Annotated in this window: 18 protein-coding genes and 2 pseudogenes; 4 read left to right on the forward strand and 16 right to left on the reverse strand. The window is 62.5% G+C overall.

Going from position 1 to position 21,340, the window contains the following annotated elements; genetic code table 11:
• Window positions 1–109: 109 nt before the first annotated feature.
• The 9 genes from ACSQ17_RS07860 to ACSQ17_RS07900 all read right to left on the reverse strand — a co-directional run bounded on the left by ACSQ17_RS07860 (window position 110) and on the right by ACSQ17_RS07900 (window position 10,484).
• Window positions 110–1,867 (reverse strand): SulP family inorganic anion transporter, encoded by a 1,758-nt coding sequence (locus tag ACSQ17_RS07860; RefSeq protein ID WP_436070444.1) that lies wholly within the window; start codon window positions 1,865–1,867, stop codon window positions 110–112.
• 143 nt (window positions 1,868–2,010) lie between these two features.
• Entirely contained in the window at window positions 2,011–3,282 is a 1,272-nt protein-coding gene (locus ACSQ17_RS07865; protein WP_436068191.1) for an MFS transporter, read from the reverse strand.
• A gap of 2 nt (window positions 3,283–3,284) precedes the next feature.
• Window positions 3,285–4,694 carry an MFS transporter gene (locus tag ACSQ17_RS07870; protein WP_436068192.1) on the reverse strand — a complete coding sequence of 470 codons (1,410 nt, stop codon included), beginning with the start codon at window positions 4,692–4,694 and terminating at the stop codon, window positions 3,285–3,287.
• A gap of 80 nt (window positions 4,695–4,774) precedes the next feature.
• Complete coding sequence (locus ACSQ17_RS07875) at window positions 4,775–5,542, reverse strand: c-type cytochrome (protein ID WP_436068193.1); 768 nt, start codon at window positions 5,540–5,542, stop codon at window positions 4,775–4,777.
• Window positions 5,526–6,842, reverse strand: a complete 1,317-nt coding sequence (gene soxC / locus ACSQ17_RS07880) for a sulfite dehydrogenase (protein ID WP_436070445.1) — start codon at window positions 6,840–6,842, stop codon at window positions 5,526–5,528. Before soxC ends, ACSQ17_RS07875 begins: the two co-directional genes overlap by 17 nt.
• A gap of 50 nt (window positions 6,843–6,892) precedes the next feature.
• Entirely contained in the window at window positions 6,893–7,729 is an 837-nt protein-coding gene (locus tag ACSQ17_RS07885; RefSeq protein WP_296277340.1) for a sulfurtransferase, read from the reverse strand.
• A gap of 53 nt (window positions 7,730–7,782) precedes the next feature.
• Entirely contained in the window at window positions 7,783–8,832 is a 1,050-nt protein-coding gene (locus ACSQ17_RS07890; protein WP_436068194.1) for a TauD/TfdA family dioxygenase, read from the reverse strand.
• A 575-nt stretch (window positions 8,833–9,407) separates the two neighbouring features.
• On the reverse strand, window positions 9,408–10,151 hold the full coding sequence (locus tag ACSQ17_RS07895) for a TauD/TfdA family dioxygenase (RefSeq protein WP_203477184.1): 744 nt from the start codon (window positions 10,149–10,151) through the stop codon (window positions 9,408–9,410).
• A gap of 99 nt (window positions 10,152–10,250) precedes the next feature.
• Window positions 10,251–10,484, reverse strand: a complete 234-nt coding sequence (locus ACSQ17_RS07900; RefSeq protein WP_296277342.1) for a hypothetical protein — start codon at window positions 10,482–10,484, stop codon at window positions 10,251–10,253.
• 247 nt (window positions 10,485–10,731) lie between these two features.
• Here ACSQ17_RS07900 and ACSQ17_RS07905 point away from each other — a divergent pair, with 247 nt between their 5' ends.
• Window positions 10,732–11,886 (forward strand): glutathione S-transferase family protein, encoded by a 1,155-nt coding sequence (locus ACSQ17_RS07905; RefSeq protein ID WP_203477186.1) that lies wholly within the window; start codon window positions 10,732–10,734, stop codon window positions 11,884–11,886.
• Between the two features lie 51 nt (window positions 11,887–11,937).
• Here ACSQ17_RS07905 and ACSQ17_RS07910 read toward each other — a convergent pair whose 3' ends face one another.
• From ACSQ17_RS07910 to ACSQ17_RS07925, 4 genes are all read right to left on the reverse strand, one after another.
• Window positions 11,938–12,570 carry a TetR/AcrR family transcriptional regulator gene (locus ACSQ17_RS07910; protein ID WP_436068195.1) on the reverse strand — a complete coding sequence of 211 codons (633 nt, stop codon included), beginning with the start codon at window positions 12,568–12,570 and terminating at the stop codon, window positions 11,938–11,940.
• 628 nt (window positions 12,571–13,198) lie between these two features.
• Window positions 13,199–15,817: a LuxR C-terminal-related transcriptional regulator gene (locus ACSQ17_RS07915; RefSeq protein ID WP_296277345.1), complete on the reverse strand. Its 2,619-nt coding sequence runs from the start codon at window positions 15,815–15,817 to the stop codon at window positions 13,199–13,201.
• Window positions 15,818–16,044: 227 nt separating this feature from the next.
• Window positions 16,045–16,773, reverse strand: a complete 729-nt coding sequence (locus tag ACSQ17_RS07920) for an AMP-binding enzyme (protein WP_296277346.1) — start codon at window positions 16,771–16,773, stop codon at window positions 16,045–16,047.
• 43 nt (window positions 16,774–16,816) lie between these two features.
• Window positions 16,817–17,221 (reverse strand): DUF6957 family protein, encoded by a 405-nt coding sequence (locus ACSQ17_RS07925; RefSeq protein ID WP_203477192.1) that lies wholly within the window; start codon window positions 17,219–17,221, stop codon window positions 16,817–16,819.
• A 130-nt stretch (window positions 17,222–17,351) separates the two neighbouring features.
• Here ACSQ17_RS07925 and tnpA point away from each other — a divergent pair, with 130 nt between their 5' ends.
• The 3 genes from tnpA to tnpC all read left to right on the forward strand — a co-directional run bounded on the left by tnpA (window position 17,352) and on the right by tnpC (window position 19,645).
• The gene (tnpA, locus tag ACSQ17_RS07930; RefSeq protein WP_003462815.1) at window positions 17,352–17,684 is read left to right on the forward strand and encodes an IS66-like element accessory protein TnpA; all 333 of its coding nucleotides are present in this window, start codon (window positions 17,352–17,354) and stop codon (window positions 17,682–17,684) included.
• On the forward strand, window positions 17,681–18,016 hold the full coding sequence (gene tnpB, locus ACSQ17_RS07935) for an IS66 family insertion sequence element accessory protein TnpB (RefSeq protein WP_296277348.1): 336 nt from the start codon (window positions 17,681–17,683) through the stop codon (window positions 18,014–18,016). The genes tnpA and tnpB overlap by 4 nt, the downstream gene beginning before the upstream one ends.
• A gap of 81 nt (window positions 18,017–18,097) precedes the next feature.
• Window positions 18,098–19,645, forward strand: coding sequence for an IS66 family transposase (gene tnpC, locus ACSQ17_RS07940; RefSeq protein WP_436068196.1), 1,548 nt, complete (start codon window positions 18,098–18,100; stop codon window positions 19,643–19,645).
• A gap of 235 nt (window positions 19,646–19,880) precedes the next feature.
• Here the strand turns inward: tnpC and ACSQ17_RS07945 are convergent.
• The 3 genes and pseudogenes from ACSQ17_RS07945 to ACSQ17_RS07955 form a co-directional block, all read right to left on the reverse strand.
• Window positions 19,881–20,195, reverse strand: a pseudogene (locus tag ACSQ17_RS07945) (IS5 family transposase); the annotation flags it as partial.
• 126 nt (window positions 20,196–20,321) lie between these two features.
• Window positions 20,322–20,552, reverse strand: a pseudogene (locus ACSQ17_RS07950) (hypothetical protein); the annotation flags it as partial.
• A 232-nt stretch (window positions 20,553–20,784) separates the two neighbouring features.
• Window positions 20,785–21,015 (reverse strand): hypothetical protein, encoded by a 231-nt coding sequence (locus ACSQ17_RS07955; protein WP_203477194.1) that lies wholly within the window; start codon window positions 21,013–21,015, stop codon window positions 20,785–20,787.
• Between the last annotated feature and the right edge of the window lie 325 nt (window positions 21,016–21,340).

Consider the following 21,340-nt stretch of genomic DNA (forward strand, 5'->3'; position numbering starts at 1 on the left):
GCGGGAGAGGGCTGGTGTGCTGTCTTGCCATAAGCCATTGCTCAAGCCGCTGCGGGCAGGCCTAGGGCTGCGCCGGTGTCATCGGAGCGGTAATTTTGCGACAGCACCCCTAGCGATTCGGGGCGAGTACCTCAGTGGCGGCGGGTGGCATGCTGTGGGGATCCAGTTCGCTGAGCGCCTGAAACTGGCTGAGAAAGATGCGACCGGCGAAGCTTTCCACGAAATGCGAGCGCTTCAGGCGATCCATCACCGGGCCTTTGACTTCGGACAGGTGCAGCTGGATCGCACACGAGCGCAGGCGTTCGGCGATTGCATCCAGGCTCTCCAGCGCACTGGCGTCAATCAGGTTTACCCCGGAGCACATCAGCACCAGGTGTTCGATGTCCGGGTGCTGGTTGGTCAGTTCGGCGATGCGCTCTTCGAGGTAGCGGGCATTGGGGAAATACAGGCTCTCGTCGATGCGCAGCGACAGAACGCGCCGGCTTTGCCGCACGCTAAAGCGCTCGACGTTACGGAAGTGTTCACTGCCGGGTAGCTGGCCGACAACAGCCATGTGCGGGCGGCTGGTGCGCCAGAGGAAGAGCAGCAACGACAAGCCAACGCCGAGCAGGATACCGCTCTCGACACTGAACAGCAGCACGCCTGCGAGGGTGGCGAGCTGTGCCGCCCCGTCCGCTCGCGAATAGCGCCAGGTGCGCACCAGGGAGTTCAGGTCAACCAGGCGTAGCACCGCGACAATGATGGTCGCGGCCAGCACGGCCTGGGGCAGGTTATGCAGGAAGGGGGTCAGCAGCAAGACGCCTATGGCGATGCCGGCTGCTGCGAATACGCCGGCCATGGGCGTCCGGGAGCCGGCCTCGAAGTTGACCACTGAGCGGGCGAAGCCGCCCGTCACCGGGAATCCCCCGCTGAACGCAGCCGCCAGATTGGAAGCGCCTAGCCCGAGCAATTCGTTGTCGGGTTCGATGCGCTGCTTGCGTTTGGCCGCCAGCGTCTGGCCCACCGAGACCGACTCGACGAAGCCCACCAGGCTTATCAGCAGGGCTGCCGGCAGCAGCTTGAGGATCAATGGATAATTCAGCGGCGGTAAGCTCAGCGCCGGCAGGCCCTGGGGGATGTTGCCGATCACCTTGAGGCCACCTTGCTCCAGTTGCAGGAGGGCAACCAGCAGGATGGACAGGATGATCACCGGCACCGGTGCCGTACGGGCCAGATTGCTGGCCAGGGCTGGGCGCAGGCCGAGGCGCATCAGCCAGGGCTTGAGCCGGCTACCTGATAGCCAGAGCAGCACCAGGCTGGACACCCCGATCAGCACGGTCGGCCCGTGCATACCACCCAGGTTGCTTGCCAGTGGCGGCAGCAGCTCCAGCAGGTTGTCGCCACTGGCCTGGATACCGAGGATGTGCTTGAACTGGCCCACGGCAATCAGAATGCCCGAGGCGCTGATGAAGCCGGAAATCACCGGATGGCTGAGAAAGTTGGCGATGAAACCGAGCCGCAGCAGGGCCATGCCGGCCAGGATGAGTCCCGAGAGGAGGGCGAGCAGCATTGCCGCCCCGACATATTCGGTGCTGCCGAAGGGGAACAGCGGTCCGAGCGTCGCTGCGGTCATCAGCGATAGCACCGCTACCGGTCCGACGGCGAGAGTCCGGCTGGAGCCGAACAGGGCGTATGCGATCAGCGGCAAGATACTGGCATACAAACCCGTTACCGGTGGCATCCCGGCGAGCATGGCATAGGCGAGGCTTTGCGGAATCAGCATCAGCGTAACGATGATCGCTCCCAGGCCATCTTGCAGCGCCAACCCGGCCGTATAGCGTCGTCCCCAGTCGAGGATGGGCAGCCAGTAAATTCTTTTCATGCGGATCTTTCCCAGGGCGCGGTCGGGCGAGAGGTCTGGAGGGCCACTACGCGATCAGCCGACCGGCAGTCGCCGGATGACAGCCCGGTGGTCATACCCGGGGGCGACCAGTGCCCGCCAGCATCGGCAGAACGGAGGCTGGTACACGCTCACTGGTCATGCAGCAATTGCAGCGTCCCCCGATCTCGGGTCGACCGGTGCAGCCTGAAATAGAACAGCAGCGCCAGCAGGGTGATGAAATCCGCCCCGAGAAGGGCCGTGGTCAATGGCGTGGCCACGCCTTGCGCCTCGAATACGTCGGCGAAGAAGCCGATGGCGTAGGTGCCGGTGCCGATGATCAGCACGTTGGCGATGAACATGGTGAAGCCCGCCGCTGTCGATTGAATGCCTGTTGGTGCATGGTCCAGCACCAGCGAGAACATTGCGCCATAGGGGAAGGCCAACATAAATACGGATGCCGCCATGCCGGTATAGAACAGAGGTGTTCCTGGCGTGGAGAGGCGGAACAGTATCAGCAAGGGCGCGCTGATCAGCACGACGATGACGATGAACAGGGCGCGCGTGCTGGCAAAGCGGCGGCAGAACCAGTCGGCCGCCATGCCGCCGAGCAGGGACGAGGGAATGGCGCAGGCCAGGAAGATACCGCCATACAGCGACGAGGCAGCGGACTGCTCCAGGCCTTTATCGGCCACCAGCCACAGCTGCATGAACTGGGTGCTTGCATACAGCATATGCATGACTGACATGCCGATCACGGCCCAGCGGAAATTCGCATTGCCCCTGAATGCCGTAGCCAATTGACTCAACATGGCGCGCACGGAGAGCCCTGGCAACCTGTGTTGTGCATGCCCTTCGGGCAACTCTTTGCTGGTGAGCCGGAAGAACGGCACCAGCAACAGGCTGATCACTACGCCAAGGCCGCCCAGCAGGTAGAACATGTTGCGCCAGCCGATGTCAGCGCCCACGTTACCGGCCAACCAATACGCCAGCCCCAGGCCGATCTGGCTGCCCATGAAGAACAGCCCGAAGACGGTAGCTCGCTGGCTGGATGAGAACAGGCGGCCGAGTATGCCTGCGGCAGCAGGGTGCAAGGTGGCTTCGCCTATGCCGATGGCCATGCGTGGGATAAGCAGGTGCAGGAAGTTCTTGGCCAGCCCGGTGAAAAAGGTCATCGCACTCCATAGCAGGATGCCGCAGGCGATGACCTTGCTCGGGTTGTAGCGGTCGGCTAGCACGCCCATCAGTGGGCCGCTGAGTGCATACACGGTGACAAAGGCGAAGCCGGTCAGCGCGCCGAACTGCTGGCGGGAGAGCTCGAGGTCAGCAGAAATCTGGCTGGCGAACGCCGGCAGCATGTGCCGATCGACGTAGCTCAATATGTTGATCAGTATGAGCAGCAACAGTAGGTAGTAACGGGACACGTTCATGACCTCTTGGGGCGCGGTGCCTGCAGTTTAGGCGTCGCGGGGGGGGGGCTGGCAGGTTGGCCCTGACTGCCCATCTCAGCGGTGCTCGGGCTCGGGCATCCGGTTTCCAACGCATTGATACCCGACTCGGGACCGAGTTGAAAGCGCTGGGCATCCTTGTGATAGTGCCGGTTGGCGGCAAGGAAGCACAGTGCGGCCAACAGGCTTGCGAGCGGCATCACGGCCATGGCGGTGGACAAGTCGGTGAAGTCGGCGATCAGACCGGTTACGAAGGGGCCGGGTGCCATGCCCAGCAAACTGATGGCCAGGGCGATCACGGCCAGCACTGTGGCATGCACCCGTGGGTCGTTGACCTGGGTGGCTACTGCGCTCGAGGGGCCGCTGTGGGCGCCGGAAAGGAGCATGCCGGCACCGACCAATAGCAGTTGCAGCATGCCGGGTTCAAGGCTGAACGCGGCGATGAACAGCAGCATGGTGGCGCCGGCATAGAGCACGGTGAGGCCCAGTTTGCGCTCCGGCGCATGGCGCGCGAGACGGTCTACCAGAGCTCCGCCGAGAGTCATGCCGACGGCTGATACCAGCACGAACAGACCCGCCTTGAGGCCCGCCTCGCTGGGTTCCATGGCGTAGTAGCGATTGAGGTAACTGGGTATCCAGGCAATGGTCGCCCCCACGGTAAACATCTGCAGGCCGCAACCGAGGTAGACGTAGTTGGCTGTCGGAGCGGAGAACACTGCGCGAAGTGCCTGGCGCATGGGCAGCTTGGCCGCTCCGGTCTCTGCCTGACCCTGTGCCGCTGCAGGTTCACGGGCAACCAGACGAAACAGTGCGGCTGTCACCAGGGCAATCACGCCGAAGACCACGAAAACCGTGCGCCAGCCATAGCGCTCGGCGAGGATGCCACCGAGGACGATGCTGAACACCGAGCCGAACAGGGCTGACGCGAGAAAAGCCCCCATGACCGTGGAGTGCTGGCGCGCCGGGAACAGCCCCAGCAAAATGGCGCCGCCGGCACTACCGAAGGCCGCCTGGGCAACGCCGACCAGCATGCGGGCTACCAGCAGCAGCATGAAGTTTCCGGCCATGGCGCAGAGGATGGTGGCAGCGCCCCACATGAGCGCCATCAGGGTCACACCGAGCACTCGCCCGTAGCGATCGACCAGCAGCGAAATGGGAAGAGAGAGCAGGCCGACGGTCAATGCGACGACACTGACCAGCGAACCCAGCTGAGCGTCCGACAGACTCCAGTCGTTCTTCAGAAAGGGGAAGAGTACGGTCACCACCTGACGCGACAGGTAGTTGGACATCATCAGGGCGATCAACAGGGCGAACACCAGCCATAGGTACAGGCGTGACCTGGATGGTTGATGGGCGGCTGCAGAAACTAGTTCTTGTTGGGTAGACACAATGCTCATCCTGGTTTTTCCAGTTTGGGAGCATTGTGAACTCACGGGGGAGTCATGGCCCCCCCCCGTGGCGTGGGGGGTCAGTTGGCGCCGAGTGGGGTTCCGCGCACAGCGCCGAAAGCGCGGTTCTGCTCGGCGGGGTTGCCCTGGGCCTGACGCATCGGCGGCGGTACCGGCGGGCCCAGCCTGACCTCGTCGGCGCAGTCGCGCATGCATGCCTCGACCTGCACATCCGGGGTGCCGCCGTTGCCCATGCCGCCCTGGCTGGCCGGGGCACCGGGCCACAGACCGTGGTCGTTGGTCATGCCGTGGCGATTGGGCAGCAGCGCCTGCACGTCGGCCATGTTGGCCTGGGTTAGGACGAAGTCCGCCGGCACTATCTGCGCGAGGTGGAGCAGGTAGGCCAGCACCCCGTAGACCTCGTCCGGTTGCAAAGACTTGGGCACGGTCCAGGGCATGGCACGCTGGATGTAGTCGAACACCGAGGACAGTGTGGCGGTCTTCATGAACAGGCTGCGCACGCGGGTGGGGCCGGCGCTGAGCGCCTGGACCCGTCCGGCCTTGACGTCCTGCGCGCTGGTACCACCGATCAGCGGGGTGAACATGGCGTCGGATTCGCCGGCGGCGCCATGGCAGGCCGCACACTTGGCCGCGAAGATCTGCTTGCCCTCGGCCACGCTAGCGGAACCGACCGGCAGGCCGAGGAAGTCCGCGCGCACGTCGATGTCCAAGGCACGCACCTCATCCGGCGTGGCCGTGCGGCCGATGCCCTGGAAGCGGTCCTCGGCCGCTGCTGCCGAGCCTGCCAGCAGCGCACACAGCAGTAGCGCTTCAGAGTACCTGGACATTGTTCACCTCACCGCTGGTCAGTACTTCCCAGGACTGGATGGCATTGTTGTGGTAGATCGATTGGCTGCCGCGCACGGCGCGCAGCTGCCGGTAGTTCGGCTGCACATAGCCAGTCTCGTCGATGGCGCGCGATTGCAGAATCGCCGGCCGGCCGTCCCATACCCAGTCGATGTTGAAGCGGGTCAGGGCCTTGGCCAGCACCGCGCCATCCAGGCGTGCGGGTTTCCAGTTGCGCCCGCCGTCGAAGGACACATCGACCCGCTTGATCGTGCCGCGCCCCGACCAGGCCAGACCGGTGACGTTGTAGAAGCCCTGGGTGAGCAGGGTCTGCCCGCCCGACGGGCTGGTGATGATCGACTTGCACTCCTGGATCGAGGTGTACTGGCGATGCATGCCGTCGGGCATCAGGTCGACATAGTGGATGGCCTCTTCACGGCTGGCGTAGGGCTGGTCACCGACCTCGATGCGGCGCAGCCACTTGACCCAGGACACCCCCTGCACCCCCGGCACGACCAGGCGTAGCGGGTAGCCGTTTTCCGGGCGAAGCATCTCGCCGTTCTGCCCGTAGGCGACTAATACCTCGCCCGACTCGACCAGCTCCATCGGAATGGTGCGGGTCAGGGACGCGCCGTCGGCGCCCTCGGCCAGCAGGTAGCGCGCCTTCTTGAAGTCGACTCCGCAATGCTCCAGCAGCAGGCGCAGCGGTACCCCGGTGAACTCCGAGCCGGACAGCAGACCATGGGTATACTGCACCGTCGGCACCAGCGGATTGCTCCACTCGGTGCCGGTATTGCCGCCGCATTCGAGGAAGAGGAGGCGCGATACCGACGGCAGGCGCATCAGCTCATCCATGCTGAACACCATGGGGGTGCGGATGAGGGACGGATCGGACGCGGTGATCATCAGCCGGTGCCGGGCCGGATCGACGTCGTGCCAGCCCTGGTGATGGCGCTCGTAGTGCAGGCCGGAGGGCGTGATGATGCCGAACAGCCCCTGCAGCGGGGTGAAGGAGGCGGAGTTGCCGCTGACCTTCGACAGGCCGCGCATCTCGCGGCGCTGCAGGTTGCCCTCATGCTCTGAGGGCAGGCCGTAGGGACGGGCGGCGACCGGCTGGCCGGCGCTCTTCGACCAGTTGGGCAGCTCGAGGATCGCCGGATCGCCGGCGCCCGCCCTAGCGGCCAGGGGGGCGCTTAGGGCTGCGGTAGCGGCCAGCAGGCTGCTGCGCAGTAAGTCGCGGCGCCCGGCTTTGACCTCGCCGATCTGCGCCTCCGTGAGAAAGCTCTCTGGTGCGGGGCGCAGGCGCCCCGGCCGGCTGAGTTGCTACGACATCTATTGACTCCTCGTTGTCTTCAGGCGTTGCCGGTAGCAACCACGCCACCGCGCTGGCACCAGTCGCTCCAGCTGCCGGGATAGAGCCGCGCCCCGCTCAGCCCGGCCAGCTCCAGGGCCAGCAGGTTGACGCAGGCGGTGACCCCGGAGCCGCAATAAAGAATCGGCGCGGGTTTGTCGGCAAACAGCGGCTGCCAGCGGGCGAGCTGGGCTTCGGCGTCGCGTAGCAGGCCGGTTTCACCCAGTGATTCGCGCCAGGGCATGTTGATGGCGCCGGGAATATGCCCGGCATGCAGGTCGATCGGTTCGACTTCGCCGCTGTAGCGGGGTGGGTCGCGGCTGTCGATCAGTACCGGGCGATACTCGCCATAGCACACCGCCTGGAAATCGACGCAGAGGGCCGGGTCGATGTTCGCCGCAAAGGTGCCGTTGCCAGCCGCCACCGCTCCGGGCTCGACTTGCTGGTCTGCCGCGACCCAGGCAGCGATACCGCCATCGAGCACCGCCACCTTGTCATGGCCAAAGTAGCGAGCCATCCACCAGAGCCGCGATGCGGCAGCCAGGTCCCCGGCATCGTAGGTCACCAGCAAGGTGTCGGCATCGACGCCGAAGCGCTGCAGTAGGGCCGTGAACTCGCCCTCCGTTGGGATCGGGTGGCGACCGCCAGCGGACTTGTCCGCGGCTGACAGGTCCAGTTCCAGATGAGCATAGTGCGCGCCCGGAATATGCCCGGCCAGATGGGCTTGTCTCCCTGCATCGGAGGCCATGGGATCGAAGCGACAATCGACGATCGCAAGCTTGGTGCCGTTGGCGAGCAATGCCGACAGCTGCGCAACCTCTATTACCGGGTGGGTCATGTTCGGTTCTCTCTGGTAACAAACAATAATGGCAGTAACTCGTTGATCGAGCGTTACAGCTGATCCCACATCGGTACGCCAACGTCGTTCTTTTCCCAGAACTCGCGGGCGTTCTTCAGCAGGGCGCCCATGGCGGCCGGACGCTTGCCCTCCCATACGTCGGTCTCCAGCCAGAGGCGCCGCAGATGACGGCGGTTTTCCCACTCGGCGGCATCCTTGTATTCGCTACGCGCATGCATCATGAAATGGTTGTTGAAGAACAGCATGTCGCCGGGCACCTGGCGCAGGCGCACCACCAGCGATTCGTCCCACTTGGCCTGCTTGAACGCCTCGAACGCCTCCAGGTCCTGCTCCGTCAGGCGCGGCACCTCGTCGAAGCGCTGGGCACTGCGCACGTAGTCGGTCAGGCAGAAGCAGGCGATGCCGCCGTCGTCCAGGCGGTTCAGCAGGCGCGATTTGTAGTAGGGCTTCTCGCCTGGCTGCTCTTCGCCGCGCCAGTCGATGCAGTACTCGGTCTCCAGCAGATGCTGGGCCGCTGCGGGGTTGTCCTCGATCACCTTGTTGAAGACGGCCACCGCGCTGCACAACTGGTTCTCGCCGCCCTCGGGGGCCTGCTTCAGGCACAGCAAGCCGGCGATGTCGGCACCGTCGGTGTGCAGGTCCAGGTCGGAGGTGGTCTGGTAGCCGCGCGCGGTGGGGTCATTGACGCTGCGCCCCTCATCGATCACGTCGCCGAGCACATGGCCGCGGGCATTCTGCTGCCAAGGCTTGCCAATATAGGAACCGATACCCCAGTAGATCGCGCTGGCCTGGTCCTTGGTATAGCGCTCGGCGGGAAAGCCCCTGAGGTAGAAAATGCCCAGGCCTGAGACGAGGCTGTCCAGGTAGCGTTGCAACTTCTTGGCCAGCTTCGGCATAGGGAAATCCTGCTTGCCGAACTTCGGCACGACCAGCCCCTTGGCCTTGACCTGCTGCAGCGCGGCGTCCAGTTCGGCAATGTCCTCTTCGCTCAGTTGGTAGATCCACTGGTCACTCTGCGCCATCAGGCTTTGGGCAGTCCAGGCGGCCGGGTGGTTGATCTTGGTCAGTTGCATAGCGCTCATGATTCATCCTCATGTGATTCGGCGGTTGCCCTGGCGGTACCGGAAGCTTCGGTCGGCGGCGCGGGCTGGAAGAGAATATACCACGCGGCTGAGTTGTTTTGTACCCCCGGTCGGATTTTTCCCGGCGATGTCGTATGTTGGAAACAACTCGCGTGTGGTGTTTGTTGGGTTGGTCATCCGTTCCCTGACAAATCAGGAGTGCAGGCAGCTTGCAGACGGCAACCAGGAACACGACCGCGAGAAGGCGCCAAGCAGCCTAACCGCACGCTGGGCCGGTGATGAGCACTGCAGTCGTTCCGACTTCTTCGACCGCCTGGGCGAAGCGAGAAGCGCTTGCACGCCCGGGTGGCCGCGAGTCGCATCACTGTGTTCGAGGGCATTCTGGACAGTTTCGAGAGCCTAGTTGGCCTGCTGCACAGCGACAAACGCGGCAAGCGGATGGTGAAGATCAGATGAAAGAAAAACCGCGCAGGGCCTGCCGGCACTGCGCGGTTTCTGCGGGAGCCCATGGCCCGACCAGGCCTGGTGCGCGCCTACATGTGATCCCACATCTGCACGCTGGATTCGGGGTGCTTCTAGGTGTTCGAGACCCGCAGCAGACTCTCCATGGCCGCCGGCCGCTTGCCTTGCCATGCCGGGCTTTCCAGCCAGAGGCGGCGCAGATGGCGCTTCTCGCTGGGCTCCTGGCGCACGCGCACCACCAGCTCTTCGGCCCAGATGGCCTTTTTGAATGCCGCGAAGGCTTCAAGGTCTTGCTCAGTAAGGCGCGGGACCCGCGGCAGGCGTTGGGCGCTGTGGATATAGCCGATCAGGTTCAGGCAGGCCACGGCACCCACGACGGGGGTAAGTACCCTGGCCCGGTGGAAGGGCTCTTCACCCGCCGGCTGTTCGCCTCGCCAGTAGATGCAATATTCGGTTTCCAGCAAATGTCGGAGTGCCTGCGGGTCGCTCTCCAGCAACCTGTTGTAGGCCGACACGGCGCTGCTGAGCTGGTTTTCCCCGCCCTCCGGCGCCTGCTTCAGGCACAGCAGCGCGACGATGTCGGCGCCGTCGGTGTGCATGTCCAGATCTGCCGTGGTCTGATAGCCGCGCGCCATTGGGTCGTCAAGGCTGCGGCCTTCGTCACGAATGTCGCCGAGCAGGTGGCCACGATTGTTCTGCACCCAGGACCTGCCGATATGGCAACCTATCCCCCAGAAGATCGCACTGGCCTGATCCTTGGTGTAACGGCTGACCGAAAAGCCCTTGATGTAAAGAATGCCGAGGCCGAAATCCAGGCTCGCTGTATAGGGTGCCAACTTGGCCGCCAGCTTCGGCATCGGAAAATCGTCCTTGCAGAAATTCGGTACCTGCAGCCCCTCGGCCCTGATCTGCCGCAGAGCGGCATCCAGTTCGGCGATATCGTCTGCGTTCAGCTGTTAGATCCACTGGTCGGTCTGCGCCATCAGACTCTGCGCAGTCCAGGCGGCAGGATGGTCGATTGTGCCAAGTACTGGCTGCTCGGGCTTGGTTAACGGCATAACGGTCATGATCAATCCTCGCACTGGTCTTGTTTTCTGATTGGCCTTGAGGTGGATGCCCCGCGGGTTGCTACGCAGTTTGCAAGCCAGTCCGAACAGAACAATGTAGATGCGCTTTTTGTTGGCATGCATCAATTTCCGCGCCGCATGCCATAGCCTGAGCGCCCACCTGGAACGCTGCCGGCATGCCGATACGCGGCGCTTGCGCCCGACCGGTAGGTGGCGTGGTAAAGCCGCCGTCCCGTGGGAGCGGCAAGTTCCGCTGAGGGGCGCGGGTGTAGATCTGCTCCAAAATCACAAGTTTTTTGGCGTCCGAGCGCCTAATAATCAGGCGCAACAGTGGCCTGCCCCCAATCACCTCAGAAGCAGTGAGCCCAGCATGACTGAGTACGCCCAAACCCTGACCCTCTGGGGTACGCCCCACTCGCTGTACACCGGCAAGGTGCGTTCCTACCTGATCAAGAAAGGCTTGCCGTTTCGTGAGATGCTGCTGTCGCATCCGCGCTTCCGGACCCAGATAGTGTCCGCCGTGCGCCTGATAGTAGCGCCGGTACTGGAACTGCCGGACGGCGAGCTGATTCAGGACAGTACCGACATCCTCGCGGCGCTCGAGCGGCGTTTTCCCGACAATCCCATGTTCCCGGCAACGCCGGTGCAGGCTTGCGTGGCGCACCTGCTCGACGGCTTTGGCAGCGAAGGCTTGCTGGCTGCGGCCATGCACTATCGCTGGAGCTACCGCGCCGAGCAGGAGCAGTTCCTGCGCGCCGAATTTGGTCGGGCGGTGCGCAGCGGGCCCGACCGTGAAGGGCGGCTTGCCGCCGGCGCCGCCCTGATGGATTACTTCAATGGCTTCTTGCCGCTTCTCGGGGTCACGCCCGAGACCATCCCGGCGGTGGAGGCGGCCTATCTGGACTTGCTCGATGCGCTGGATGTGCATTTCCAGCACTACCCGTACCTGCTCGGCGGCCGGCCGAGCATCGCCGACTTTGGCTTCATGGCGCCGCTGTTTGCCCACCTTGGCCGCGACCCGGTGCCGGCGATGCTGATGACGCAACGCGCGCCCAACGTCTACCGCTGGACCGAACGCATGAACCTGGTCAATATCGCCGACGGCGAGTTCCCCGATTGTGCGGAAAGCAGCTACCTGGCCGGCTACGCCATCCAGGCCATCCAGGCCACCCTGGAGCCGGTGCTGGCCCTGCTGTTCCGAGACTGGGGCCACCAACTGCTGGCCGATGCCGAGCATCACAACGCCTGGGTCGACAGCCATGCCGACCTGCCCGCAGGCCAGCTGGTGGGCCTCGACGGCGAGCGCAAGGTGCACCCGAGCCTCGGCCTGGTAGTGTCGGACTGGCGTGGCGCCCGCTGCAGCCGGGCCAGCGCGCCGCACGCGCTGTGGTTGCTGGACAAGGCGTTGGCGTGCGCCGCTGCACTTTCGGCGCCGGTCCGCGAGCGATTCGCCTGGCCCGGCCGCTGCAGCGTCGGGATCATGTGCTGGTGCTGGCCTGATCGGCCCGTGAGGCGGGTGCGCTGAGTCCTGGCTGCCGGATGTGCCGGAGGGGGGCTCGAGCCGTGGCGCCGCCTGCTAGTCGATCAGCCGCTCGATCCCGCGTAGCAGTATTGCAGTCAGCGATTCCTGGTCACGCTCTTGGTGCACAGGCCTCGAGCGTCCTGCCGTGATCCAGCCGCCGAGTATCAGGGTGAGGATTTGATAGCTGGTCTCAATACAGCGCATCTCGCTCCACTCCGGATGAATCTTCTGCACCAGCCCCTGGTAGTAGCGGCTCGCCTCCTGATACCAGCGGTCACGTACTTCACTGTAGTTTGGGTGGCGCCGCCAGAAGGCCGTGGCCTCGAAGAAGAACACGTCGTCGGTGTCGCGGATGCGCGAGAAGTGCAGGGCCGCGATATCGAGTAGTTGGGTGCGGGGGTCGAGCTCGACCTCGGCGATCTTCGCCTTGAGTAGGTGGCGCAGACGCTCGATACCGGTCGCAAAAAACGCAACCAGCAGGTCTTCCTTGGTCGGGAAATAGTGGCGCACTGCGCTCTGGGTCACCCTGGCCCGCTCGGCGATGGCCTTCTGCGAGGCGGCGGTCGGCCCTTCCTCGATGATCAGGTCATAGGTGGCATCGAGAATTGCCTGCAGAGTCTTCTTACCTTTGGCATAGCGGGCCCTGCTGAGGAACTCACTCTCGAGGTTGATCGGTTGGTCCGGCATAGGAAGCACTCGTGTGTGGTTGGCCGGCCTTATCTTAGCGTGAAAGTCGCGCAGCGACGCCTTCCTCATGCCCGTTAACCCGTGAGTAACCGGGGCTGGCGAGAAGGGGCCGCGCAGCTGTGGAGGCCGGCTCGCATTGCGCGCTTGTGAGCGGGCTACCGTGGCCAGATATCGACCAGCGCCGTCGAGAGCGCCTGGGGCTGCCTGGGGCTGGCGATCATCGTCGAGCGCTCTGTAGACCCGATGAGCGCGAGTGCAGCAATGCCCAGTGAGACGATAAACAGTGGTTTGCTGAACATGTTCAGGTTTACCTCGGTTTCTGCTGGTGTTCTGTCGCTGGCACTCAGCGCTGGCCTGGTGCACGCGCTGCACCGCCTGGGCAGGGTGCTCGACAGTGTCTGGCGCGGCACCATCCAGATTACCCACGAAGGCAGGAGCTGCCGCCGCCCCCTTGTGTGGGGGGCACAGGTCGGTTCGCGGTGTCCGCGCTCTTGGGGGGCGCTCGATGACAAGGCATCGTCCGAGCGAAAGTCATCGAAGCTGGAATGCACGGGCGAGCGGTGCGATCCGTTTCGCTACGGCTGCCTGGTCGGGGGCTACCTGTTGCCGAGCGGTGCTGGCAAACCAGTCAAGTCTCGGGTCCCAGGATACCGAGCAGATAGGCGCGATCCACCACATGTTTGCGGGTGCCTGCCTGGAACTTGCCGAACAGGTTCTTGATGTGCCATTTGACGGTTTCCTCGCCCGCATTCAGCGCCAGCGCTATCTGCTTGTTGGTCAGGTTGCGCGCCAACAGTTGCAGCACTTCCTGTTCCTTGGGTGTCAACAACTGGCTCGGCGACACGTTGACCGGCTTGCTGGTGCGTGGCGGGTGAGCCATCGTCTCGGTCGCCGTTTCTGTCTTTGACCGGGGTAAGGCGCCGCCCTGCTTGGCCACCCACTCAGCCAGGTCGGGGTGGGTATCGCTCAGTACACGGCGCAGGCCCAGCTCCTCGGCCAGGTCCAGCGCCTCGTGCAGCAACTGGCTGCCGTCCTGGCCCAGCTTCTGCCGGACCATGGCCTGCAGCAGCTTGACCTGTACGGACTCCCGTCCACGGCGCAAGCGTTCGGCCAGTTGGCCGGACTGTTCCAGTAACGGCAACAACTCGGCCCAGTCGGATTGCTGGGCGAGGGCGACCTGGATGCGCGCCATTGCCACCGGCAGGGCCAGCTCGGCGCCGAGTACCCCCGTCTGCGTGCGCAGCACGTCGGGTGTCAGGGCGTCGAGACGCCGCCACAGGCTCAGGCAGGTCTGCGCATGCCCGCGTAGCGCGTGCTGATGAATCTGTTCGGTCAGCGAGAGGATGCAGAAACGCGGCAGGTGGCGACTCTCGCCCAAGGCGAAGAGTTCCTCGAGCAAGTCCATTGCCCGGTGTGAATGGTCATGCAGGAAGGCCAGGCGCGCCGAGGTCAGGTAACCAAGTGTTACCGCTTCCGGCGCCGCCAGGCGGGCGAGGATATCCAGTCGGTTGGCCAGCACGGTCTCGGCTTCCTGGGGCTTGTCTTGCTCCAGTAGGGCGGCCGCCAGCGCGGTGGCCAGGGTCACGGCCATCGCGCTGCGGCGGCCGATGTCCTGGTCGGCTCGGCCCAGGCTTTGGCGCAGTGCCTGTTCGGCGGCGCTCATGCGGCCTTCCCACCAGTAGCTTAGGCCGAGCACCCATTCACGGAAACCACCAATGGCATCTAGGCCAGGCGCCCACTGGTAATGCGGTGCGTGCAGACAGCAGTGACGTGCGCGCTCCAGTTGCCCCTGCCACAGGGCCACGCGGGCCTCAAGATTGTTGACGATGGAGCGCAGTTTTAGCGACTCGGGCGGGTTTTCCAGCCAGGGTTTGATGATGGCGATCGACTGTTCCGGGCGATCGGCGAAATAGGCCGCCGACGCGGCGATGATGGCGGCCTCGCAGCGCTCTTCGCTGCCGGCCTGCGGATCGCTGGTTATGCCCTCGACCAGACCGAGGGCTTCGTCCTGGCGATCGGTTAGCGCCAGCGACCAGGCGGCTGCCAGGCGCAAACGTGGGCGGCGCAGGACTTCGGCTTCGGGAATACGCTCCAGCCATTCCAGGACGCGACCAAACCGTCCCCGCAGCATGATTTCGTAGAGACTGCCTTCGGCTTGGGCGTAGGCCTGCTCGAACATCCCGGCCGAAAGGGCATGGCGCGCGGCTTCTTCATGCTGGCCTTGGGCCGACAGCCAGGCCGCCGCCCGGCGATGCATGAGCAGACGCTCGGCCTCGGGCAGTTCGGCGAAGCGGGCGCGCAGCAGCTCGTGGGCCAGCGGGTGGATGCGCACCCACTCGCTGTCGACGCCCTCGATCATCAGCGGGGTCGTGGCGCACAGCTCTTCGAGCCAGATCGCGGCGCGCTGATCTTCCAGCACGGCAGTGCACAGGGCCGGACTGACCATCTCGAAGGGGGCGATACGGTAGAGGAACTCGGCCTGCTCCGGCGCCAGTCGGCTGAGCAGGGCGTCGACGAAGTAACGCTGGATATCGCCGCCGCAGACAGCAAGTTCGGCAATGGCCTGCTGCAGATCGGCGTGGCGCTCGAGCGAGGCAATCGACAACTGCAGGCCCAGCGGCCAGCCCTCGGTGATCTCGTAAAGCCGTAGGCAGCTGTCGGGATCGAGACGTTGACCGAAGCGGCTGGCGAGCAGCTCCAGGGTTTCCTCCACGGTGAAGCGCAGATCCTCGCCGGTAATCATGGCGAACTGTCCTTGCGCCAGCAGGTCGGCCATGGGCAGCGCCAGACGGCTGCGGGAGGCCATGACTACGCGCAGGTTGGCGGGGGCGTTGCGCAGCAGGTAGGTCAGGCAGTGGCGCACCGAAGCATCCGGCAGGGTATGCACCTCGTCGAGGACCAGCAGGGTTTCCCGGGCCATGTCGGCGACTTCGGCCAGCCAGCCGGTCAGCCCCTCGAGTTCACCGGGCTCCTGTCCGATCATGCTGACACTGGGCGGCGTAGCGCTGCGGCCGCTGCCCATGGCCAGCGCCGTGTACAGGCCCTGGGCCAGGCGGTAGCCATCGTCGCGCTCGTCGAGGGTGAGCCAGGCGACGATGGCGCCGCGCGCGAGGCTTTCGCGCCGCCACTGCGCGAGTAGCTGGGTCTTGCCGAAGCCCGGTGAGGCCTGCACCGAAATGGCTGCACTGTCGGCTAGTCTGGGGCTGTCCAGGCTCAAGCGAGAGCGCTGCAGGGCAGACTTCTGCACTCGCGGAGGCGTGGTTTTCAGGACCAGTTCAGGGTCGGTATGCACTAGGATATTTGCGCCTCACTGCCGTCGGATGGGCGCGCTCGGCGAGCGTTTCTTCCCCGGCGCCGCTCACCCCCCACTCGTTGTTCTTATAGCCGACAAAGCGGCTGCAAGCCCTGCGCAGGACAGTCGCGCTACGATCAGCCTGCGCCCTGAAGTGAACTGGGGCGCTGGATTCCTGCGGGCTACTCCGGCAGGCGGAAGTCGCGGAACATCTCGCGTAGCTTGAGCTTCTGCAGCTTGCCGGTGGCAGTATGCGGCAGATGATCGACGAAGACCACATCGTCGGGCAGCCACCACTTGGCTACCTTGTCGATCATGAAGCCGAGCACCTCCTCCTTGCTGAGCTGTTTACCGGGCTTGGTCACCACGATCAGCAGCGGACGCTCCTGCCACTTGGGGTGGGCGATGCCGATCACCGCGGCTTCGGCCACGGCCGGATGGCCGACGGCAGCGTTCTCCAGGTCGATCGAGGAGATCCACTCGCCGCCGGACTTGATCACATCCTTGGAGCGGTCGGTGATCTGCATGTAGCCATCCGGATCGATGGTGGCGATATCGCCGGTGTCGAACCAGCCCTCTGCGTCGAGGATTGACGCCTCTTCGCCACGGAAGTAACTGCTGACGATCCAGGGACCCTTGACCAGCAGGTGGCCGAAGGCCTTGCCGTCGTGCGGCAGTTCGTTGCCCTCGTCGTCGCTGATTTTCATCGATACCCCGCAGAGCGGGCGGCCCTGTTTGGCCTGCAGATCCAGGCGCTGCTCCAGGGACGAGCCAGCATGCTTGGGCAACGGACGGCAGACGGTGCCCAGCGGCGACATTTCGGTCATGCCCCAGGCGTGCAGCACACGGGCATCGAAGCGGGTTTCGAAGCACTCGACCAGGGCGCGCGGCGCGGCGGAGCCGCCGATCACCACGCGATTCAGGCACAGCTCGCGGGTGACATCCCGCAGTTCATTAAAATATGCTGGTCACAACATCGGGGGCTGCGCTTTTCCTGCTTCCTGCGCCCAGAAGGATGTAGACACTGTTATTAGTTTCAAAGATATAGTTATTCTTGAGTTCGACCAAAAGCGTACTCCTGACCCAGTCGCCTGGTAAGAATCGACGAGCACTATCTGTGACTACAGTGTGGGCATAGAGAAGAATTGGCTGAAATCCTTGCTCTGTAACCAACGCTTTCTTGTCATCTGAAATATCGAGGTCGACGAGAATCCATTGCCTTACTGAACAGTATGGTTTTCCTGGGCACAGTTCCTGAGCCATGGCGACTCCAGCGACCTCATCCTCACAAGCACTAGCTACTGGCTCTCCTGCTCGCGTTAGAAAATCACTTACGTCCTCAATGCTTATATTTTTCATGTGCTGACGCTCCAGCGTATTGCGAAGCGTATCCGTCCGGCCAACACACCTTCCTGGCCCCGACGCCAAAGGCGATGGTGTCCACCTGATTTAAGTGGACACCATTTCTAGCCTTTTAAGCGGGTCTTTCATGCAGCCACAACGCCGTTCCTACTCCAAATCCTTCAAGGCCCAGATCATTCAAGAGTGCGCCCAGCCCGGGGCCTCGATTGCCAGCGTTGCGCTGAGCCACAGCCTCAACGCAAACCTCGTCCATAAATGGATCCGAGTGCACACGCAGAAAGCCATGGCGCTGCAACCTGCTTTCATTCCTCTGTCCTTGCAGGCTATCGGGACAAAGTCGGATTCCGCGTCATCGACTATCTGTCTGGAAATCCCACACCCGCGCGGCACCATCAAAGTGAACTGGCCGACCGAAAGCGCCGCTGCCTGCGCGACCTTTCTGCGAGATCTGCTGCGATGATCCGCATCGACTCCATTTGGCTCGCCACCGAGCCTATGGACATGCGTGCTGGCACCGACACCGCAATGGCGCGGGTGGTGGCGGTGTTCGGTGCGGCTCAGCCGCACTGTGCTTATCTGTTTGCCAATCGCCGCGGCAATCGGATGAAAGTGCTGGTGCACGACGGGTTGGGTATTTGGTTGGCGGCGCGCCGCCTGCATCAAGGCAAGTTCTTCTGGCCGGGTTCTCGACACGGCTCTCAGATGGAATTGGGTGCCGAACAACTACACGCCCTAGTGCTGGGTTTACCCTGGCAACGACTTGGGCCGGGTGGCGCAATTTCTATTCTGTGATGCCTGCCATCGCCTGCCTGACCGTGCAATTGTCCGATGGGCCTCTCGTCGGGTTTAGCCTGCTCGGGCAAAATCGGCGGCATGACTTCGCTGCCCAATCTCGACCAACTGCCCCCTGAACAACTGCGCGCTCTGGCGGCGCAGTTGATGCAACGTGTCGAGAGTCTCGATCAGAAAGTCGAGACAATGGGCAAGAAGATCCACCGCGACCAAACGCTTATCGAAAAGCTGACCCATGAGATTGCGCAGCTCAAGCGCTTCAAGTTTGCCAAGCGCAGCGAGCAATTGAGCCCGGATCAAGTCAGTCTGCTTGATGACCTGATCGACACCGACATTGCGGCCATCGAAGCAGAACTTGAAGCGCTGAAACCTGCTCCCGCTTCGACTGAGGTTCGGCAAAAACCTAAACGCACCGCCTTGCCGCCACAGTTTCCATGCACTCTGATCCACCATGAACCCGATAACAGCCACTGCCAGTGCGGTTGCGCGCTCAAGCGTATCGGTGAGGATGTCAGCGAGAAACTCGACTACACACCGGGCGTGTTCACCGTTGAGCGGCACATCCGTGGCAAATGGGTCTGCGATCAGTGCGAAACCCTGATCCAGGCCCCCGTGCCGGCCCAGGTGATCGACAAGGGCATCCCAACCGCCGGCCTTCTGGCTCACGTGATGGTGGCCAAATTCGCCGACCACTTGCCACTATATCGGCAAGAGAAAATCTTTGGCCGTGCCGGCCTGGCCATCGCTCGCTCGACACTGGCGCAGTGGGTCGGACAAACCGGCGTGCAGCTCCAGCCGCTAGTCGATGCCCTGCGCGAAGCCGTGCTGGCCCAACGCGTGATCCACGCTGACGAAACCCCGGTGCAAATGCTCACCCCAGGCGAGAAGAAAACCCATCGGGCTTACGTCTGGGCCTATAGCACCACACCCTTCGCCGATCTGAAGGCCGTGGTGTACGACTTCAGTCCCAGCCGTGCCGGCGAGCATGCGCGCAATTTTCTTGGTCAGTGGAATGGCAAGCTGGTCTGCGATGATTTTGGTGGCTACAAGGCCAGCTTTGAACTCGGTGTCACCGAGATCGGCTGCATGGCCCATGCCCGGCGCAAATTCTTCGAGCTACACGCCACCAATAAAAGCCAGCTTGCCGAGCTGGCCTTGAGGTACATCCAGCTGCTGTACGAAATCGAGCATGAAGTCCGCGACCTAGAACCGGATTTACGCCGCCGAATACGACAAGAAAAAGCCGTACCGGTGATGGACGCTTTGCATGCCTGGATGATCACCCAGCGCCTACTTGTGCACGATGGCTCGGCCATCAGCAAAGCATTGGATTACAGCCTCAAACGCTGGACGGCGCTGTCGCGCTATCTCGATGACGGCGCTGTACCCATTGACAATAATTGGGCAGAGAACCAGATCCGGCCATGGGCGTTGGGGCGCAAGAACTGGCTCTTTGCAGGTTCACTGCGCAGCGGTAAACGGGCAGCGGCGATCATGAGTTTGATCCAGTCAGCTCGACTCAACGGGCATGACCCGTACGCCTATTTGAAGGACGTCCTCACACGTCTGCCGACGCAGCGGGCAAGTGAGATTGCGGAGCTGCTGCCGCATAGGTGGCGACTGGTTTAGTTGCGCAAGACGGGATGCCCAGACGCATACTGCGAAGCGCTTATCTGCGCGTATGCATATAAGCTCTGCAACATTGAAAGCCCGGATACCCGCTTCGATTCAGAGTCTAGGGTGCGTAATAACATTCGTTGAGTACAAATGCTTGAGTAATGAAATTAACTCACTGTTAAACAGCCTAGTACATGTCAGAGCTACATCATCGCTGGAACGCGTAATGGACAAGCAGATTGACGTCTCGTACTGTCGTGGAGTCGATCATCCAGGTATCCAGATCGATCAGCCCTTCCTGATTCAGTCGAATGTGCAACCGCTTAAGCAGTTAGTCGAACGTGCCGTCGTCTCTCCAATCACGAAAGCGTTGATACACAGTCGACCATGGGCCGAAGCGCTCCGGCAGATCGGGCCAGGCAGCACCTGAGCACAAGATCCAGAAAATGCCATTGAGCATCAGTTGGTCATCACTGCGAGGTCGCCCCATTTTCTGTTCGGGGGAAACCAAATCGGCGATCAGCTCCCAAGCTGCATCTGGGAGTTCGTAGCGCTTTGCCATGCGGGCCTCCAGCCTGTCATGGCGCCGATTTTAACCGTTAGGACTTTTCGTACAGAACCTAAGAAAGCGAAGTAGGTCTGTAGCGTGGCGTCAGCGGTAAGTCGCAATTCCGCTGACGCAAGTAGATTACGGACTAACGATGACCTTGATGTCCGATTCCGAGATGCTCTTGATGTATGAGTAGCTCGTTCCCAATACAGCAAGCTGCCCCTTCGACACCTTCTTCGCTGATATCGCGGGTTGCACGACCACAAAACTGAAGATCAACTCGTGATCATTGCATTTGTTGCGCAGTATCTCCAGTTGCTGAGGCGTCCCTTTCAGGATTCTGTCGAAGTCCTTGAGCAGTGATTGCTGGGAGCTATTCACGACAGGCTACTTTCTGCCTGTCTAGCGATACAGTCTAATGGTCAAGCCTTATGCAATCGGTGGTCAGCGCAAATGCAACTGACTGGTCAGATGGGCGCAATTGCGCATGTATTGCTGGGGTCTGGTTTCACGAGAATTGAAGGGCACCAACCAGGCGCTTTTTCTTGCTTGTGGCGAGATAGGATTACCGCCTCAGGATGACGGAATAGCCCAAGAGGGGTTATAGATGAATCTCCGTACGACGGATACCGAGTTTGCGTAGCTCGTTGACCAAGCTTTCGAGGTCGGAAAAAGAGTCGATCTCATCCTGATCATCTATCAAAAAGAAACTGCGGCCTGCATCCTTCTTGAACATCACGATCCATTCGCGGGTATTTGCCGGGTTGGCCATGATTTGAGTATCAAAAAACACACCTTCGTCAATTCTGACTTTCACTTTTTCGCGCTTCATTACTTCTCCTGTACTGGCAAAACGGCCCGATCAATATGGTGTACTGCGGGCTTGCTGGCACACACGCTTCACCTAAAGCCCTTGTACTATTATATCGCTCATGACAATGCTCACAGGCTCCAATGCTTGCAGACGGATGCAGACCCGAACTTCAACGTCGAGTACGCTTGGTCCCCGAGCATCGTGCTGAAAGCGCTAAGCGAGCATTCGGGCTCTCGGGAAGCAGCGCACTTTGACGGGAAGCAAGCAACAACGGAGTGATTGAGCCTACTCCAGAAGATCCACTGGTGCCCAGAGGGAGAGAACGTCGCCGGGGAGTTGCTTC

The sequence above is a fragment of the Pseudomonas sp. LjRoot71 genome (genome assembly GCF_964253255.1).
GTDB lineage: Bacteria > Pseudomonadota > Gammaproteobacteria > Pseudomonadales > Pseudomonadaceae > Aquipseudomonas.

Bases quoted from the DNA above. Each gene is read 5' to 3' on its own strand.
- ACSQ17_RS07875 (WP_436068193.1), bottom strand. From the start codon at position 5,542: ATGTCCAGGTACTCTGAAGCGCTACTGCTGTGTGCGCTGCTGGCAGGC.
- ACSQ17_RS07885 (WP_296277340.1), bottom strand. From the start codon at position 7,729: ATGACCCACCCGGTAATAGAGGTTGCGCAGCTGTCGGCATTGCTCGCC.
- ACSQ17_RS07890 (WP_436068194.1), bottom strand. From the start codon at position 8,832: ATGAGCGCTATGCAACTGACCAAGATCAACCACCCGGCCGCCTGGACT.
- ACSQ17_RS07895 (WP_203477184.1), bottom strand. From the start codon at position 10,151: ATGCCGAAGCTGGCGGCCAAGTTGGCACCCTATACAGCGAGCCTGGAT.
- ACSQ17_RS07900 (WP_296277342.1), bottom strand. From the start codon at position 10,484: ATGCATGCCAACAAAAAGCGCATCTACATTGTTCTGTTCGGACTGGCT.
- ACSQ17_RS07905 (WP_203477186.1), top strand. From the start codon at position 10,732: ATGACTGAGTACGCCCAAACCCTGACCCTCTGGGGTACGCCCCACTCG.
- ACSQ17_RS07910 (WP_436068195.1), bottom strand. From the start codon at position 12,570: ATGCCGGACCAACCGATCAACCTCGAGAGTGAGTTCCTCAGCAGGGCC.
- ACSQ17_RS07925 (WP_203477192.1), bottom strand. From the start codon at position 17,221: ATGAAAAATATAAGCATTGAGGACGTAAGTGATTTTCTAACGCGAGCA.
- tnpA (WP_003462815.1), top strand. From the start codon at position 17,352: ATGCAGCCACAACGCCGTTCCTACTCCAAATCCTTCAAGGCCCAGATC.
- tnpB (WP_296277348.1), top strand. From the start codon at position 17,681: ATGATCCGCATCGACTCCATTTGGCTCGCCACCGAGCCTATGGACATG.
- tnpC (WP_436068196.1), top strand. From the start codon at position 18,098: ATGACTTCGCTGCCCAATCTCGACCAACTGCCCCCTGAACAACTGCGC.
- ACSQ17_RS07955 (WP_203477194.1), bottom strand. From the start codon at position 21,015: ATGAAGCGCGAAAAAGTGAAAGTCAGAATTGACGAAGGTGTGTTTTTT.